The organism is Bordetella sp. H567 (assembly GCF_001704295.1).
Taxonomy (GTDB): Bacteria; Pseudomonadota; Gammaproteobacteria; order Burkholderiales; family Burkholderiaceae_B; genus Bordetella_C.
The window spans coordinates 1,678,561-1,695,907 of record NZ_CP012334.1 but is presented as its reverse complement, the minus strand read 5'-3'; the positions used below and the strand labels follow the sequence as shown (position 1 = coordinate 1,695,907).

The following is a 17,347-nucleotide window of genomic DNA, read 5'->3' as shown; positions in this document are numbered from 1 at the left end:
GATAATACCGTGACTTACGTCTGACCGTCAAACCTTGCATGACCACAGCCACGCCACGCCTCATCCTCGCATCCACCTCGCCCTATCGACGGGAACTGCTCACCCGCCTGCGCCTGCCCTTCGACACCATCGCGCCCGGCGTCGATGAAACGCCCCTGCCAGGCGAACAGCCGGCGGAGTTGGCCCTGCGCCTGGCCGTCGCCAAGGCCCGGGCCGTCTCCGCGGCGCACGCCGGCGCCGTCGTGATCGGCTCGGACCAGGTCGCCACCGTGGATGGCGAGGCGATCGGCAAGCCCGGCGATTTCGAGCGGGCGCGCACGCAGCTGCGCCGGCTGTCGGGACGCGAAGTCGCCTTCCATAGCGCCCTGGCCGTCACCAACGGAGAGCGGACCACCCAGGCCGATATCGTTACCCTGTGCCGCTTCCGCGACCTGTCGGACGCGGCCATCGAGGCCTACCTGCACGCCGAGACGCCTTTCGATACGGCTGGCAGCGCCAAGGCGGAAAGCCTGGGCATCGCGCTGATGGAAAGCATACGGAGCGACGACCCCACGGCGATCATCGGGCTGCCCCTGATCGCGCTGACGAGCATGCTGGCGGGCTTTGGCCTGGACCCGCTGACTCACGCGGGGACACAACAGTGAGCGGCACCGGACCCGCCGCGCCACGGCAAGATACGCAAGCGGACACCGCCGCCCCCCACGACCCGCACCCAGATGCGGCAGCCAGCGGCTCCGCCTCCCTCGCCCCCCGCCAGGAGCGGGCATCGACAGGCGCCAGGCCCGCGCCCGGGCAATTGCACTTGATCCCGGTCGGCCTGGGCGATGCGCCGGTGGACCGCTGGCTGCCTCCAGACGTACGCGCGCTGGCGGCGCGGCTGGACACCTACATCGCTGAAAACGCCAAAACGGCGCGCGCCTTCCTGAAAGCCGTCGGCGCGATCCACCCGTTGCAAGACATCACGATCCACACCCTGACGGACAAGACGGACGCCGCGCAGATCCAGGGCTGGCTGCGCCCCTTGAAACAGGGCGGCGAAATTGGCCTGGTATCCGAGGCCGGATGCCCCGCGGTGGCGGATCCCGGCGCGCGCGTGGCCGATATCGCCCACGGAATGGGGCTGGCGGTACGACCTTGGGTGGGACCGTCGTCCATCCTGCTGGCCCTGATGGCCAGCGGCCTGGATGGCCAGCGTTTCGCCTTCCACGGGTACGCGCCCGTCGAACCCAGCGAACGGGCGCGGCAGCTGCGCGCCTGGGAACAGCAATCCGGCCGCGGCAACCAGACCCAGATGCTGATCGAAACTCCCTACCGCAACGCCGCCATGTTCGCGTCCCTGGTGGCGACCCTGCGCGGTGACACCCGCCTGTGCGTGGCCCGCTCGCTCACCACCGCCGACGAATGGATACGCACGCGCACCATCGCCGACTGGAAAACCGGCCCCGCCCCCGACCTGGACAAGAAACCCACGCTTTTCCTGTATCTGGCGCGATGAAGACATCCGCCCCCCGGTTTGCCTTCTGCGCGGCGTCCGTACTGGCCCTGGCCCTGACCGGCTGCGCGACCCGCTCGCCGGCCGGCCTGGCGGTGGACCGCTCCATCCAGGCAGTGGGCCAGGACAGCCGGGTGCGTTTCATCGTGCTGCACTACACCGCCGGCGACGACGACGCGTCGCTGCAGACGCTATCCCGCGGCAACGTCAGCGCCCACTATCTGCTTACCGATACCCACCCCGTCCATGTCTACCAGTTGGTCCCGGAAGACCGCAACGCCTGGCATGCGGGCGACAGCAGCTGGTATGGTCGCACCTACATCAATAACGCCTCGATCGGCATAGAGATCGTGAACAACGGGGACACGCGCGCGCCCGGCGGCACGCAACAATGGGAGCCCTATCACGAAGATCAGATCCAGGCGGTGATGCTGCTGGTGCGGGACATCGCCCGGCGGCACGGCGTCCTGCCGAAGAACATCGTCGGCCACAGCGATATCGCGCCACAGCGCAAGGTAGACCCCGGACCGCTGTTCCCCTGGCGCCGGCTGGCGGCGGCAGGACTGGGGCGCTGGTACGACGAAAGCGCCGTGCCTGGACTACGGGCCTACTTCGAACAAAATGGCGTACCGGACGCGGGCTGGTTCCAGGCCAGGCTGGAGAGCGTGGGCTATGCCGTGCCGCGTACCGGCGCCTTCGATGCCGAGACGGCACGTGTCATCGCCGCCTTCCAGATGCACTATCGCCCAAGCCGCTGCGACGGCGTGCCCGATGCGGAAACCGCCGCGGTTCTATTGGCCTTGCCGGCCCAGGCGACCACCCGCCACAGCAACAACACCGCCAGCACGGTGCCATAGACGATAGGCTGTTCGAAGTCATGCTTGCCGGCCTTGTGCCACAGCAGGTGCAGCAAGGCCAGTATGCCGATCGCGTACACCGCGCGGTGCAGGCGCTGCCAGCGCTTGCCCATGCGCCGCATGGCGCCCTGGGTGGAGGTCGCCGCCAGCGCCGTCATCAACACGAAGGCCGCGAAGCCGACCGTGATGAACGGCCGCTCGCCGACGTCTTGCAGCATGGACGCCGGGTCGAACCCGCGATCCCACCCGACCCAAGACATAAAATGCAGAAAGCCGTAGAAGAAGGCGAAAAGACCGCACATACGGCGCAGGCGCACCAGGGCGGGCTGGCCGGTGAGGCGCCGCAGCGGCGTGATCCCCAGGGTGACGAGAAGGCAGACGAAGGTCCAGGTGCCCGCCGAGCGGGTCAGGAATTCAACCGGATTCGCCGTCAGGCCGTTATGCGTGCCCAGCCATATCCAGCGCGCGAGCGGGAACAGGCCCATCAGGAACAGGACGGGCTTGAAACGGCCGACGGCGGCAGCCGAAAGCTGCTTGCGCGAGGTGGGCGTTGCCTGGAGCATCGGTGGCGCCGCTCAATAATTGGCCCGCAAGTCCATCCCCGTGTACAGGGAAGCGACCTGGTCATAACCGTTGAACATCAGGGTCTTGCGCTTGGGGCTGAACAGCCCGTCTTCGCCGATGCGGCGCTCGGTGGCCTGGCTCCAGCGCGGGTGCGGCACGGTCGGATTGACGTTGGCATAGAAGCCATACTCGTTCGATGCCGCCTTCATCCACGCGCTGACCGGCATTTTCTCCACCAGGCGGATGGCCACCAGCGACTTGGCGGACTTGAAGCCATATTTCCAGGGGACGACCACGCGCAGCGGCGCCCCGTTCTGGTTGGGCAGCACCTTGCCGTACAGGCCGAAGGTCAGCAGCGTCAGCGGGTGCATGGCCTCGTCCAGCCGCAGGCCTTCCACGTAGGGCCAGTCGATGACGGGATAGCGCAGGCCCGGCATGGTATCGCGCTGCGCCACGCTGACGAACTCCACGTACTTCGCGTTGCCGGTGGGCTCGACCTGGCTCAGCAAGGCCGACAGCGAGTAACCCACCCAGGGGATGACCATGGACCAGCCCTCGACGCAGCGCATGCGGTAGGTGCGGTCTTCCTGGGGCGCCAGTTTCAGCAGCGTATCGATATCGAAAGTGCGCGGTTTCTGGACCTCGCCCTCCACGGTGACCGTCCACGGCCGCGTCCGCAAGGCCTTGGCGTGGCGCGCGGGATCGCCCTTGTCCACGCCGAATTCATAGAAGTTGTTGTACGAAGTGATGTCTTCGTAGGACGTCGGCTTGTCCATGATGGCGAACTGCTTGTCCGGCGTGGCGGGCAAGGCAGCCAATCCGGCGTCCGCCGCGCGGGCCTGGCGTGGGCTCAGGCCAGCCATGCCCAGTGCCGCCGCGCCCGCCGCCGCCCGCGCCATCCAGGCACGACGCGACTGCCAGACGGCTTCTGGGGTGATTTCCGAAGGCAGTACATCGGAAGGTTTGCGTATCAGCATGGCGATCTCCGGCTGGCATCCTGGCGCCCCGCATGGGCCGCGCGCAGCTTATGACAGGATTGTGCCCCGGCTGTTCGGCCGCGGGGTTCAATTTTCCGTTATAGAAACCGCGGCGGCGTGCCCACGTCCGCCGGAAAGCGCCGCGGCGCGATCAACCGACGCGCGACAACAGCCATTCCCGCAGGCCGGACACCGACTCGATCACCGCCTGCGGCCCCAGCGATTCCAGCTCGTCGCGCAAATGGGCGCCGTACGTCACGCCGACGCCGTGGACCCGGGCGTTGGCGGCCATCTGAAGGTCGTGGGACGTATCGCCGATCATCACGACACGGTCCGCCTCGACGCCCACTTCGTCCATGATCTCGAAGAGCATGGTCGGATTGGGCTTGCTGAATGTTTCGTCGGCGCAGCGCGTGGCAGCGAAGGCGTCGACCAGGCCGCTGGCCGCCAGGGCGCGATTCAGGCCCACCCGGCTCTTGCCCGTGGCCACCGCCATGCGCACCTCGCGCGCGGCCAGCTCGGCCAGCATCTCGCGCACCCCGTCGAACAACTTGAGTTCGGGATCGCGCAGCAGGTAATGCAGCCGGTAGCGCTCCAGAAAGCGCGGCAGCATCGCCTGCGTCAGGCTGGGGACGGCGCGCCGCAGCGCGCTTTCCAGCGACAGGCCGATGACCCAGCTGGCCTGCGAGGCGGACGGCACGGGCAGTTCCAGGTCGCGGCAGGCAGCCTGGATGGCCGCCACGATGCTGTGCGTGGAGTCCATCAGCGTCCCATCCCAGTCGAACACCACCAAGGAATAGGACATATCAGCTATCCATGGCGCCGCGCACTACCCGCACCGCATGAAACGGATATGACCCGAGCGGGGACGCCGCGGAGCCGGCTTTGCCGGTCCGCGGGCGTCGCCCCCTGGAGGGGGAAGCGCGCAGCGCTTCGGGGGTGGCTTTCATGTCAGGAAGACTCCAGCGTTTTGAGAATGTCGATACAAGCCGGGGGCAACGGCGCCTCCAGGGAGAGCGGCTCGCCGGTCAGGGGATGCGCCATGTCCAGGTGATGGGCATGCAGGAACATGCGGGCAAAACCTTTTTTGGCGAAAGACAGGCGAACCGCATCGTCCCCATATTTATCGTCGCCCACGATGGGAAAGCCGACGGAGGCCAGGTGGACGCGGATCTGGTGGGTGCGGCCGGTACGCAGCTCGGCCTCGACCAGGCTGAATGTACCGTAGCGCTGTTTCAATGTGACGATGGTGTGCGCCGCTTGGCCATCGCGGTCCACGCGCACGCGCCGTTCGCCCGAAGCCGTGGTCCATTTGGTCAGCGGCAGCTTGATATGCTGGCGGTCGTTCACCCAATCGCCGCATACCAGGGCGTAATAACGCTTGTTGCCCTGCCCTTCGCGCAGCATGCGATGCAGGCCCAGCAGGGCGCTGCGCTTCTTGGCCACCATGAGCAGGCCGGACGTCTCGCGATCCAGCCGATGCGCCAGTTCCAGCATGGGCGCCTGCGGCCGGGCGGCCCGCAGTCGTTCGATGACGCCGAAGGCCACCCCGCTGCCGCCGTGGACCGCGACGCCGGCCGGCTTATCCAGGACCAGCATGGCATCGTCTTCGTAGACGACAGGGAATTCCGCCGGCGGCACCGTGCGGGTTTCGCCGGGCTGGGGCAAGCGCAAGGGCGGCACGCGCACCAGGTCGCCGGTTTCCAGCCTGTGGTCGACGGCGATACGGCCCTTGTTCACGCGCACCTGGCCGTCGCGGATCGCCTTGTAGATATGGCTCTTGGGTACGCCCTTGCACACCCGGAACAGGAAGTTGTCCAGCCGCTGGCCGCTTTGCTCTTCGCCGATTTCCAGCATGCGCACCGCAGGCGGCGGATTGGCGGCTTTTGCGCCCCGTGGGGACGGGTCGTTCGGCTTGGGACGGGGGCGGGAAGTGTCTTCTTTGCGCATTGCGAAAAGCGGCATATAATCGGGACAGCCTTAAGGGGCTGAATTATGGGGCTGAATGGCCGCCTGGCGTAGAGATGCACGTTCAGATGCACTTTCCTGAGCAACTCCGTCGGGGGACGATTCCGTCCGGTGCGCAGGCCGTTATTGTACCGTCTGCCAGATTCAGCGCCGGGGTCATCCGGTCGCCGGCGCAACCGCGCCCTGACGAGTACGCGAAGGCGAAGTCCCTGACGCGTCCCCAGCCAGGTCCGTTGCATGCCGCGCGCGGCTCTGAAGCAAACAAGCAATACCGTCGTATTAAAGCACCAGGCGCGTGCCGTACCCCTTCGCCGCGCCTGTCGTTCACAGCAATTATTCGTCAACCACAATTCGTGAACCTGACTCCCCTGCTGACCGAACCGCGTGCCATTTGGCACGAAGTGCCTGCCTGACCGGCGCGGATAGGCCTGGGCAGCGCTCAGGCCTGGTCCGCACGCTTGCTCTGCCGCAGTCCGCAGCCCGGGTGACCCGAGGTCACGCGCCGATATCGGCGTGTCATGACTACGGAGAACCCTCTCATGAAGCGCATGTTGTTCAATGCAACGCACCCTGAAGAGTTGCGCGTTGCCATTGTCGATGGGCAGAAGCTCATTGATCTGGACATCGAAACCGCCGGCCGCGAACAGCGTAAAGGCAACATCTACAAAGGCATCATCACCCGTATCGAACCTGGCCTGGAGGCCTGCTTCGTCAATTACGGCGAAGACCGCCACGGCTTCCTGCCGTTCAAGGAAATCGCCCGCAGTTATTTCAAGGAAGGCGTCGACGTACGCACCGCCCGCATCCAGGACGCCCTGCGCGAAGGCCAGGAACTGATCGTCCAGGTGGAAAAGGAAGAACGCGGCAACAAGGGCGCTGCCCTGACCACGTTCATTTCCCTGGCGGGCCGCTACCTGGTCCTGATGCCCAACAACCCGCGCGGCGGCGGCGTCTCGCGCCGCGTCGAGGGCGAAGACCGCCAGGAACTGCGCGACACCATGGAACAGCTCCAGGTGCCGCAGGGCATGAGCATCATTGCCCGCACCGCCGGCATCGGGCGCAACGTCGAAGAACTGCAATGGGATCTTTCCTACCTGATGCAGCTGTGGACGGCCATCGACGGCGCCGCCCGCGACAATTCCGCGCCCATCCTGATCTACCTGGAATCCAGCCTGGTGATCCGGGCGATACGGGACTATTTCTCGCCTGAAATCGGCGAAATCCTGATCGATACCGACGAGATCGCGGATCAGGCCACCGCCTTCATGAGCGTGGTCATGCCGGACAACGTCCAGCGCGTGAAGCGCTATCGCGACGATGTGCCGCTGTTTTCGCGCTTCCAGATCGAACACCAGATCGAGACCGCGTACTCGCGCACCGTTACGCTGCCCTCGGGCGGCGCTATCGTGATCGACCATACCGAAGCCCTGGTGGCCGTCGACGTGAACTCCGCGCGGTCCACGCGCGGTGCCGACATCGAGGAAACCGCCCTGCGCACCAACCAGGAAGCGGCCGATGAAGTGGCCCGCCAGCTGCGCCTGCGCGACCTGGGCGGCCTGATCGTCATCGACTTCATCGATATGGAGGACGGCAAGAACCAGCGCGCCGTCGAACAGCGCCTGCGCGATGCCCTGCATTTCGACCGGGCGCGCGTCCAGATGGGCAAGATCTCGCGCTTCGGGCTGATGGAACTGTCGCGCCAGCGCCTGCGCCCGGCGCTGAACGAAGGGTCCCACATCACCTGCCCCCGCTGCAACGGCACGGGCGTGATCCGCGACGCGGAATCCAGCGCCCTGCACGTGCTGCGCCTGCTGCAGGAAGAGGCCATGAAGGAGAACACCGCGGCGGTGCACGCCCAGGTGCCGGTTGACGTGGCCACCTTCCTGCTCAACGAAAAGCGCGCCGACATCGCCAAGATGGAAGCCCGCCTGAAGGTCAATCTGGTGCTGATCCCCAACAAGCACCTGGAAACCCCGCATCACCATATCGAGCGGCTGCGCCATGACGACCCGCGCCTGGAGGAAATGAAGACCAGCTTCGAACTGGCCGACGCCCCCGCCACGGAAGTCGCCTGGGCTCCCCGCGAACAGGAAATCAAGGCCCGTCCGGAAGCGCTGGTCAAGGGCATCACGCCCGCGCAGCCCGCACCCGTGTCCTCCACCCCTGCCCCGGTGGCGGCCGCGCCGGCGCCCGCCGCGCCCGGCCTGGGTGGCCTGTTCAAGCGCCTGGTCGGCTGGTTCACCGGCGGCGACGCCGCGCCCGCCGCCGCGCCTGCCCAGCAGGCGGATGCCAAGCGTGCGCCCGCACGGCCGAAGTCGCGTACGCACGACGGCCAGGAACGCCGCGGCGAACGCCATGGCTCCGAGCGCAACCGCAATCGCCGGCACGAACCCCGTCCCGAACCCGCCGAAGGCGACGGCCTGCGCCACCATGTGCGTGGCGGGCGCCGTACCGAGGCCGAGCGTGCCGAACGCAATGACCGCCCCGAACGCACCGATCGCACCGATCGTCCGGCTCGCGTGGAAGGGCAGCAGCGCGCCGAACGCGATGCCGTCGTCCAGGCCCAGGCGCACCCCGAAGGCGCGCTCGCGCCGGAAGCCCAGGATGAAGCCACCCCGGCACGCGGCAATCGCGGCCGGCGCGGCCGTGGCCGTGGACGCCGGGAAGACCAGGCGGACACGCCCATGAGCGAACAGGAAAGCATGGTCGCTGCCCTGGCTGAAACGGTGGCCGCCGCGCTGCCACCCGATGCCGGCGATGAGCGTGCCGACGCGGCGGCGGACGCCGCCGACCTGGACGAGCAAGGCCAGGGCGCCGAAGCGGGCAGCGACCCGGAGCGCAAGCGCCGCCGCCGCCGCAGCCGTCGTGGCCGTCGCGCGTCGGAAGACGGTACGGGCCTGACCGGCGAGGCCGGCGAGGCTGGCGAGGAAATGCCGGAAGGCGAGGAAGCCCTGGCCGCGGAAGCGCAAGCCGCGCTGTCGGAAGTTGCCACGCCCGTCGAATCCGGTCATCGTCCGCACTTCGCGGCCGATGCCCAGGGTACGGGTAGCCAAGCCACGCAGCCCACGCCCGTCCAGACCGCCATCCCGGGGTCGATGACGCCGCAGCCCGTTGCGGCCGCGCCGGTTTCTCCGGCCGCGGCTCCCGTGACGCCGGTGTATCCGTCCACCCCCGCCGCACCGGTCGAGGCCACGCGAGGCCATGCCGAACAGGCAACCGCCCCGGCTGCATCGCAGGTGAGCACCGAGCCGGCACAACCGGCCGATCAAGCCGCTTCGGCCGCCCCCGTGGCGCCTGCGGCGGATTGGACGGCACCGGCCCAGCCCGTATCGGCCACATCGGCGCCCGCCCAGCCCCAGCCGGCCACGGACGCACCCGTTGACGCCCCGCAGGCGGCCACGGTGGCGCCCGAACACGCCGCCCAGCCGGTGGCGCCCGCGCCGGCTTCCGCCCAGCCTGTACCGGCGCAGCCGGTGGTGACGGCGCAAACGCCGGCGGCCGTCCCGCCGTCCGCGGCGCCGCGCACCGACGAAGCCATTGCCGGCGCCGTCGCTGCCCCGGCAACGGCCGCCAGCCAGCCCGCGCCGACAGCCGCCGCCGTGCAGCCTGCCACCAAGCAGAACCTGCAGGATGTGGTCAATGCCGCCGGCCTGACCTGGGTGGAGACCGATCCCGATCGCCACGCCCAGACCCAGCAGCGCATGGCCGCCAGCCATACGCCGGTGCGCCTGGGACGCGAACGCAAGCCGGTCCCGCCGGTGTCGTCCGCCCCGCTGGAACAGGTGGAAACCCGCCACTAAGAGTGATCCTAGGCCGCCGCACGGCGGCCTAGGAAACGAAAAGGGCTGTTCCTTGACGGAACAGCCCTTTTTTTACGATGCCGCCGACAGCGGCGGCGCCCGGTGGAAAAGCCCGGACGCTGGAACGCTAGAACAGATAGGTGTAGGTGAGCTGGGCGACGTCCAGGCCTTGATTGGGCGTCTTGATGCTGCCATTGGAGAAATGCGAATAGCGCAGGCTGACACGGCTGGATTCGGTCACCTGGAAGCCCAGGCCGATATGATCGCCGAACTGGAAAGCCGTGCTGATCGTTTTATCCGCGAAGCGCGTCTTGTTGAAGACCGTGGGGCCCACGCCGGCTTCGACGAAGAAGCGGTCGCCCAGCCACCAGCGGAACATGGGGATCGCGTTCAGCTGCCACGCGCTGTCGGGATGGGCACCTTGATGCGCCCACCAATAGGCCACGCCCAGTTCGCCCGTCAGGTCCAGGCGACCCCAATTGCCGCCGAAATCGTAGTTCCACAACGGCGCGGTCTCGTAATTCACGGCGGTGCGGTTGTACTTGGAACCAATACCACCTTGCACGCTGATGCCGCCGTTCGAGCGGCTCTGCGCCTGCGCCAGAGGCATCGCACATGTCATCGCCAGTGCGGTCAACGCGCCGGCAACGATCTTCTTTTTATGATCACGATTCATGGAAACTACTCCAGCGATGAGGAAAAACAAAAAGATTGTGTAACTTATCAGAAAATCCGCATGCCCACCACGCGAGCGTTGTCTGAAAACGCCAACTTTGAACAGGGAACCGCTATTCCAGGAGATCGGCGAATAGCCCCACGCCCGTATCGGGCTGGGGCCAGCGGATGGAGGGTGGGGCCAACGGCGGCGGTTTAGCGCGATGGCGCAACCCGCGGCCGCGGCATCGAAGTCGGGACACCGCGGAATCCGCGGACGCGAGCTCAGGCCGCGACGACGTCGGCGGACTGCCGTGTCAGCAGCGCCAGCAGCCGGGCGATTTCCTCGCGCAACTGGCGTCGATCCACCACCATGTCGACGGCGCCCTTCTGCAGCAGGAATTCCGCGCGCTGGAAGCCTTCCGGCAGTTTTTCGCGCACGGTTTGCTCGATGACGCGCGGGCCCGCGAAGCCGATGAGCGCCTTCGGTTCCGCGATGACCACGTCACCCATGAAGGCAAAGCTGGCCGACACGCCGCCCATGGTGGGGTCGGTGAGCACACTGATGAACGGCAGACCCGCGGCCGCCAGGCGGGTCAGCATGGCGTTGGTCTTGGCCATTTGCATCAGCGACAACAGGCTTTCCTGCATGCGTGCGCCGCCGGAGGCCGCCACGCAGATGAAGCCGGTCTTCTGGTCCAGCGCCGCCTGTGCGCCGCGGGCAAAGCGTTCGCCGACCACCGACCCCATGGAACCGCCCATGAATTCGAATTCGAAGCAGGCCACCACGGCCGGGACGCTGCGGATGGAACCACTGACGACGACCAGTGCATCGGTTTCACCCGTCTGCTTGACGGCTTCCTGCAGGCGCTCCGGATATTTGCGGCTGTCCTTGAACTTCAGGGTGTCGACCGAACGGATGCTCTGTCCGATCTCGACCCGCCCTTCCAGATCCAGCAGCGAATCGATCCGCGCCCGCGCGCCGATGCGCATGTGGTGGTCGCACTTGGGGCAGACGTGCAGGTTCGCCGCCAGGTCTTCGTTGTAAAGCACCGATTCGCACGCCGGGCACTTGACCCACAATCCCTCGGGCACGCGCCGCGCGCTGGGTTCCGTCGTCTTGTTGATGCGAGGTGGCAGGAGTTTTTCGATCCAGCTCATTGTTTATTTATTATCCCGATAGGAAGACGGTGTCAGGCAGCGGCGGCGCCGTGCCTGGCTTGGTCCAATGCCGAGCGTATGCCGCCCAGCCATGCTCGCGCGGCCGCGATGGCGGTTTCGTCGCGCCGCTCGGCGGCAACGCCGGAGACCGCCTGCTCCATGGTTTCGATGAGCTTGCTGCCGATCACCACGGCGTCCGCCACCTGGGCCACGCGCTGGGCGCTGGCCGCGTCGCGGATGCCGAAGCCCACGCCGATGGGGATGTGGACGTGGCGGCGGATGTTGGCCAGCTGGCGCGCCACGTCGTCCGTATCCAGATGGCCGGCGCCCGTCACGCCCTTGAGCGCAACGTAATACACGTAGCCGCGCGCCACCTTGCTCACGGCCTGGATGCGCGCATCGGTGGTGGTCGGCGCGACGAGGAAGATCGGCGCGATGCCCTTGGCGCCCAGCAGGTCGGCGAAGGCCTGCACCTCTTCGGGCGGATAGTCCACCACCAGGACGCCATCCACGCCGGCATCCAGTGCCGCGTCGGCAAAGGCAGCCTGGCCCATGCGTTCAATGGGGTTGGCATACCCCATCAGGACCACGGGCGTTCGATCATCCTGGACGCGAAACTGCTTGACCGCGCCCAGCACGCCACGCAAATTCATGCCCTGCGCGATCGCGCGTTCCGTGGCGCGCTGGATCACCGGGCCGTCGGCCATCGGGTCAGAGAACGGCACGCCCAGCTCGATGATGTCCGCGCCGGCCTGGACCAGGGCATGCATCAGCGGCACGCAGGAAGCGGGCGACGGATCGCCGGCCGCGACGTAGGGAATCAGCGCCGCGCGGCTATCGCCGCTGGCGCGGGAAAAAGCGGCGGCAATACGGTCTTGTCGTGAGGTCATGCTCTCTATCACCACTGTCGATTACAGCGTCAGGCCGGCGCGTTCCGCCACGGTGTGCATGTCCTTGTCGCCGCGCCCGGACAGGCAGACCAGGATATGCGTGTCCGGCGGCAAGGTGGGCGCGATGCGGGTAGCGTGGGCGATCGCGTGCGAGGATTCCAGCGCCGGCATGATGCCCTCGATGCGGCAGCAGTCGTGGAAGGCCTTGAGCGCTTCGTCGTCGGTCACGCCCACGTACGAGGCGCGGCCGCTGTCCTTCAGCCACGCATGCTCCGGCCCCACGCCGGGATAGTCCAGCCCCGCGGACACCGAGTGCGTTTCCTGCACCTGGCCGTCCGCGTCCTGGATCACATAGGTGCGGTTGCCGTGCAGCACGCCGACCTGGCCGGCGGCGATGGAAGCCGCATGCCGGCCGCTGTCCATGCCCTCGCCCGCCGCTTCCACGCCGATCAACTGGACGTTCTCGTAGGGAATATAAGGATGGAAGATGCCCATGGCGTTGGACCCGCCGCCCACGGCCGCGACGACGATGTCAGGCTGGCGGCCGGTTTCCTCGGGCATCTGCCACAGGCATTCGTTGCCGATGACGGTCTGGAAATCACGCACCATGCGGGGGTACGGATCCGGGCCCGCCACGGTGCCGATGATGTAGAAGGTGTTGCCGATATTGGTCACCCAGTCGCGCATGGCTTCGTTCAGGGCATCCTTCAGCGTGCGGGAACCGGACTCCACCGGAACCACGGTCGCCCCCAGCAGTTTCATGCGGTATACGTTGGAGGCCTGGCGGCGGATGTCTTCGCTGCCCATGTACACCACGCATTCCATGCCGTAACGCGCCGCCACGGTAGCGGTGGCCACGCCGTGCTGGCCGGCGCCGGTTTCGGCGATGACGCGGGGCTTGCCCATGCGGCGGGCCAGCAGCGCTTGCCCGATACAGTTGTTGACCTTGTGGGCCCCGGTGTGGTTCAGGTCTTCACGCTTGAACCAGATCTGGGCGCCGCCCAGTTCGCGCGACCAGCGGCGAGCGTGATACACCGGGCTGGGACGACCGACGAAGTGCTTGAGTTCGTAGTTGAATTCCTCGATGAATTGAGGATCCACGCGATAGCGATCGTAGGCCGCGCGCAATTCATCGAGCGCGTGCATCAGCGTTTCCGCCACGAACACGCCGCCATACGGACCAAAATGGCCCTGGGCGTCAGGAAAATCGTAAGGTTTGACCACTCTGTTTCACCACGTTATTCCCCACGGCTTCGCGGGAAGCGGGCGGTCCGGGTAAAACACGCCGCCGCCGATTCAGCAACCGGGTATTTTACCTGACCGGCTGATGCCCATCCCCGAAGCGCTGCGCGCTTCCCCCTCAAGGGGGCGACGCGGGCGGACCGGTGGGGAGCCCCCCCCGAAGCGCTTCGCGCTTCCCCCTCAAGGGGGCGACGCTGGCGGACCGGCAAAGCCGGATCCGCGGCGTCCTCGCTGGGGCAATAGCCGTTTCATGCGATGCGGGTGGTGGCAGCGCCATGGACCACGGTTATATGGACTGTCCGACGCGGCGCAGGAAGGTGGCGCAGGCCTCCATCTGGTCCACGGCGACGAATTCATCCGGCTTGTGGGCCTGGGCGATGTGGCCGGGACCGCAGACCACCGTCGGGATGCCGATGCCCTGGAACAGGCCCGCTTCGGTGGCGTAGGCGACCTTGCGGGTGGCGGTATCGCGGGTCAGACCGCGCACCAGCTGCGTGATCGCCGCCTGCTCGGAAGCCTCCAGCCCGGGGGCCGCGGCGCCGCGCTCGATGTCGATGCGCGCCTCCGGAAACTCCGCCTGCATGCGCGGCAGCAGTATCTCGTCCACATAGCGTTGAATTTCGCGCTGGATGTCGTCCGGCGCGAGACCGGGCAGATTGCGGAATTCATAGGCGAATTCGCAGTCGTCCGGGATGGTGTTGACGGCGATGCCGCCGCGGATCAGGTTGGTGGTCAAGGTGCTGAAAGGCACGTCGTAGAAGGTGTCGTACGGCCCCTTGGCCTTGTAGGCATCGGCCACGTCGCGGATATGGCAGATCAGCCGCGCGGCGTATTCGATGGCATTGCAGCCATGCGGCGTCAGCGACGAATGCGCCGCCTTGCCGTGCACCCGGCAGCGGTACAGGTTGATGCCCTTATGGGCCACCACCACCTGCATGCCGGTGGGCTCGCCCACCACGCAGCCCTCGGGCCGGATGCCGCGATCGCGCAGATCCGCCAGCATATAGGGTGCGCCCGCGCAGCCGACTTCCTCGTCGAAGGAAAACGCCAGGTGCAGCGGCTTGGCGCGCGGCATGGCCAGGAATTCCGGCACCAGGGCCAAAGCCGTCGCGATGAAGCCCTTCATGTCGCAGGCGCCGCGGCCGTAGAGCCGGCCGTCGCGTTCACGCAGCGCGAAGGGATCGCTCGTCCATTCCTGGCCATCCACCGGCACGACGTCCGTATGGCCGGACAACACGATGCCGCCCTGCTCGCCGCCGTCGCGGGCGGGCAGCGTGGCAAACAGATTGGCCTTGGTCCGATCCTCGTTGTGGACCAGCCAGGCTTGCACGCCTAGTCCCCTGAGGCTATCGCGCACGGTTTCGATGAGGGCCAGATTGCTGTTGCGGCTGGTGGTGTCGAAACCCACCAGCGTTTCCAGCCAGCGTCGGGTATCCATGGACTAGCGCCTTGTCGTGAAAACCGCCAGTGTAGGCCGGCGCCGATCCGCCCGTCTACGACGGGCTGGCGTCATTTGCGGGCGGCGCCCGTCACGCCGGGCACTTCGGCCAGGGCGTCCAGCGCGCGCGACAGCGCCTCGCCGCCGTGGATTTCCACGGTGAACACCATATGGGCCAACGAGTTGCGGCTTTGCGTATTGACGCCGATGACATTCAGGCGCAGGCGGGCAAACACTTCGGACAGGTCCCTCAGCAGGCCGGAGCGGTCGTGGGCGCGCACGCTGATGTCCACGGGATACATCGTATTGCCTGTGTCGCCCCAGGCGACCTCGATCACGCGTTCCGGCTCGCGCTCGGCCAGGGCGGCGTAGCTATGGCAGTCCGCACGATGGATGGACACGCCGCGCCCGCGCGTGACGAAGCCCACGATCGCGTCCGGCGGCGCCGGCCGGCAGCAGCGGGCCAGTTGCGTCATGAGCGAGCCCACGCCGACCACCAGTACACCGCTCTTGCCGCTTTTCTCCGTGCTTTCGGCGCGGCTGGCATGCGTGATCACGCCCGGTTCGCCGGTGGGCGCGGCGGGCTGCTGGAAGACCGCGTCGATCTGCCGCAGGCTGAATTCGTCCTTGGCCGCGGCGACATAAAGATCGTCGGCCCGCGCGAACCCCAGCTGCTGCGCCAGCTGTTCCAGGTTCACCGCGGTCTTGCCCAGCCGCTGCAGCTCTTTTTCGACCAGGGCCTGGCCCTGGGTGATGCGCTGCTGCAGCTCGATGGCATTGAACCAGTTGCGCACCTTGGCGCGCGCGCGCGAGCTGGCCAGGAAGCCCAGCTGGGGATTGAGCCAATCCCGCGAGGGCCCGCCGGCCTTGGCGGCGACGATTTCCACGGTCTGACCCGTGGCCAGGCGGGTCTGCAGGGGCACCATCTGGCCGTCCACCCGCGCGCCGCGGCAGCGATGGCCCAGATCCGTATGCAGGTGATAGGCGAAGTCGACCGGCGTGGACCCGGCCGGCAATTCGATCACGCGCGCCTGCGGCGTCAGGACATAGATGTGTTCGCCCACGGCGCGGGCGGCCGGGCCGGCCTGGCCGCCGGCCGGCCCGGCCTCGAGCTCCGCATTCCAGGCCAGAAGCTGGCGCATCCAGGACAGTTGGCGATCGTAGTCGCTGGACGCGGCAACCTGCCCGCCCCGGGGTCCGGCTTCCTTGTAGCGCCAATGCGCCGCCATCCCGTATTCCGCGAACTGGTGCATCTCGTGCGTGCGGATCTGGACTTCGAACAGCCGCCCGTCCTTGTCGACGACCACCGTGTGCAGCGAGCGGTAGCCGTTGGGCTTGGGCCGCGAGATATAGTCGTCGAACTCGTCCAGCAGCGGCGTCCAGAGTTCATGCACGAGCGCCAGCGCGGTATAGCATTCCCGCACATCCTTGACGATGACGCGCAGCGCCCGCAGGTCGAACATCTGGTTGAAGTCCAGCTTCTTGATGCGCATCTTGTTCCAGATGCTGTAGATATGCTTGGGGCGCCCGCTGACCTCGGCGTCGATGCCGGCCTTGTGCAGGGCCGTGCGCACGCGCTCGACGGCATCGGCGATGAAGGCTTCCCGCTCTACCCGTTTTTCTTCGAGCAGCCGCGCGATTTCCTTGTAGCGCTCGGCATCCAGGAAGCGGAAGGCCAGGTCTTCCAGCTCCCATTTGAGCTGCCATATCCCCAGGCGATTGGCCAGCGGCGCATACAGGTCCAGGGTTTCGCGCGCCAGCTCCGGCGGGCAGGCGATGCGCGACGCGGCATGCCAGCGCAGGCTTTGCAGGCGCGAGGCCAAACGCATCAGGACGATGCGCAGATCCGCCGCCATGGCCAGCAGCATTTTCCGCTGCATTTCCTTCTGCGAGCCCGTCTCGGCGGCACTGTCGCTGGCCAGCCGGGCGACGGTGCCCAGGCGCAGCAAGGCCCGGGCGCCCTGCACCAGGCGTCCGACTTCCGGACCGAATTCGGCCGCGATGGGATCGTGGCGAGTGGAGGGAGCCGGCACCGAGAGATCGGCGGGCAAGGCGGCCAGGACCGCCGCCACGCGCGTGGCGCCGTCGGTCTGCAGGCTGGCGAGGATGCGCGCCACGCCGGCCGCATGGCTGGCCAGCGGCTCCCCGGTGAGCGCCTGTTCTTCACCGAAGCGCGGCGAAGCCCAGGCCGCCGCCCTGTGCAGCTGTTCACGTCCTTGCGGGTCCAGGCCGGCCGCGGCGCCGTCGAACCAGGCGGCGTCAAAAGGCGTCAAGGTATCGTGATCGGGAAACGCGGGCATCGGT

14 protein-coding genes are annotated in these 17,347 nt (G+C 67.3%); 4 read left to right on the top strand and 10 right to left on the bottom strand.

The genetic code is table 11. The features are described 5' to 3' along the window. Positions 1–38 precede the first annotated feature (38 nt). The 3 genes from AKI39_RS07680 (at position 39) to AKI39_RS07670 (ending at position 2,349) form a co-directional block, all read left to right on the top strand. On the top strand, positions 39–644 hold the full coding sequence (locus tag AKI39_RS07680) for a Maf family nucleotide pyrophosphatase (protein WP_066634208.1): 606 nt from the start codon (positions 39–41) through the stop codon (positions 642–644). 152 nt (positions 645–796) lie between these two features. Continuing rightward, positions 797–1,495, top strand: a complete 699-nt coding sequence (locus AKI39_RS07675) for an SAM-dependent methyltransferase (RefSeq protein WP_066634206.1) — start codon at positions 797–799, stop codon at positions 1,493–1,495. Further along, a complete protein-coding gene (locus AKI39_RS07670; RefSeq protein WP_066634205.1) occupies positions 1,492–2,349 on the top strand; it encodes an N-acetylmuramoyl-L-alanine amidase in 858 nt (285 codons plus the stop codon). The genes AKI39_RS07675 and AKI39_RS07670 overlap by 4 nt, the downstream gene beginning before the upstream one ends. On the opposite strand, the gene msrQ is transcribed toward AKI39_RS07670, so the two are convergent. The 4 genes from msrQ to AKI39_RS07655 all read right to left on the bottom strand — a co-directional run bounded on the left by msrQ (position 2,232) and on the right by AKI39_RS07655 (position 5,855). Then, positions 2,232–2,912, bottom strand: a complete 681-nt coding sequence (gene msrQ, locus AKI39_RS24860) for a protein-methionine-sulfoxide reductase heme-binding subunit MsrQ (RefSeq protein WP_083228687.1) — start codon at positions 2,910–2,912, stop codon at positions 2,232–2,234. The genes AKI39_RS07670 and msrQ overlap by 118 nt on opposite strands. Before the next feature lie 12 nt (positions 2,913–2,924). After that, positions 2,925–3,890: a protein-methionine-sulfoxide reductase catalytic subunit MsrP gene (gene msrP / locus AKI39_RS07665; RefSeq protein ID WP_066634204.1), complete on the bottom strand. Its 966-nt coding sequence runs from the start codon at positions 3,888–3,890 to the stop codon at positions 2,925–2,927. 151 nt (positions 3,891–4,041) lie between these two features. Next, positions 4,042–4,695, bottom strand: coding sequence for an HAD-IA family hydrolase (locus AKI39_RS07660; RefSeq protein WP_066634203.1), 654 nt, complete (start codon positions 4,693–4,695; stop codon positions 4,042–4,044). 146 nt (positions 4,696–4,841) lie between these two features. Next, positions 4,842–5,855 (bottom strand): RluA family pseudouridine synthase, encoded by a 1,014-nt coding sequence (locus AKI39_RS07655; RefSeq protein WP_443103217.1) that lies wholly within the window; start codon positions 5,853–5,855, stop codon positions 4,842–4,844. A gap of 542 nt (positions 5,856–6,397) precedes the next feature. On the opposite strand from AKI39_RS07655, the gene AKI39_RS07650 reads away from it, so the two are divergent. Beyond that, complete coding sequence (locus AKI39_RS07650; RefSeq protein WP_066634201.1) at positions 6,398–9,658, top strand: Rne/Rng family ribonuclease; 3,261 nt, start codon at positions 6,398–6,400, stop codon at positions 9,656–9,658. Positions 9,659–9,785: 127 nt separating this feature from the next. Here AKI39_RS07650 and AKI39_RS07645 read toward each other — a convergent pair whose 3' ends face one another. The 6 genes from AKI39_RS07645 to AKI39_RS07620 form a co-directional block, all read right to left on the bottom strand. Continuing rightward, positions 9,786–10,334 carry an acyloxyacyl hydrolase gene (locus AKI39_RS07645; RefSeq protein WP_066634200.1) on the bottom strand — a complete coding sequence of 183 codons (549 nt, stop codon included), beginning with the start codon at positions 10,332–10,334 and terminating at the stop codon, positions 9,786–9,788. A 263-nt stretch (positions 10,335–10,597) separates the two neighbouring features. Continuing rightward, on the bottom strand, positions 10,598–11,473 hold the full coding sequence (gene accD / locus AKI39_RS07640) for an acetyl-CoA carboxylase, carboxyltransferase subunit beta (RefSeq protein WP_066634198.1): 876 nt from the start codon (positions 11,471–11,473) through the stop codon (positions 10,598–10,600). Positions 11,474–11,505: 32 nt separating this feature from the next. Then, on the bottom strand, positions 11,506–12,363 hold the full coding sequence (trpA, locus tag AKI39_RS07635) for a tryptophan synthase subunit alpha (RefSeq protein ID WP_066634196.1): 858 nt from the start codon (positions 12,361–12,363) through the stop codon (positions 11,506–11,508). Between the two features lie 21 nt (positions 12,364–12,384). Beyond that, the gene (gene trpB / locus AKI39_RS07630) at positions 12,385–13,587 is read right to left on the bottom strand and encodes a tryptophan synthase subunit beta (protein ID WP_066634194.1); all 1,203 of its coding nucleotides are present in this window, start codon (positions 13,585–13,587) and stop codon (positions 12,385–12,387) included. Positions 13,588–13,891: 304 nt separating this feature from the next. Then, entirely contained in the window at positions 13,892–15,043 is a 1,152-nt protein-coding gene (gene argE / locus AKI39_RS07625) for an acetylornithine deacetylase (protein WP_066634192.1), read from the bottom strand. A gap of 71 nt (positions 15,044–15,114) precedes the next feature. After that, positions 15,115–17,343, bottom strand: a complete 2,229-nt coding sequence (locus AKI39_RS07620) for a RelA/SpoT family protein (RefSeq protein WP_066634190.1) — start codon at positions 17,341–17,343, stop codon at positions 15,115–15,117. Positions 17,344–17,347: the final 4 nt, after the last annotated feature.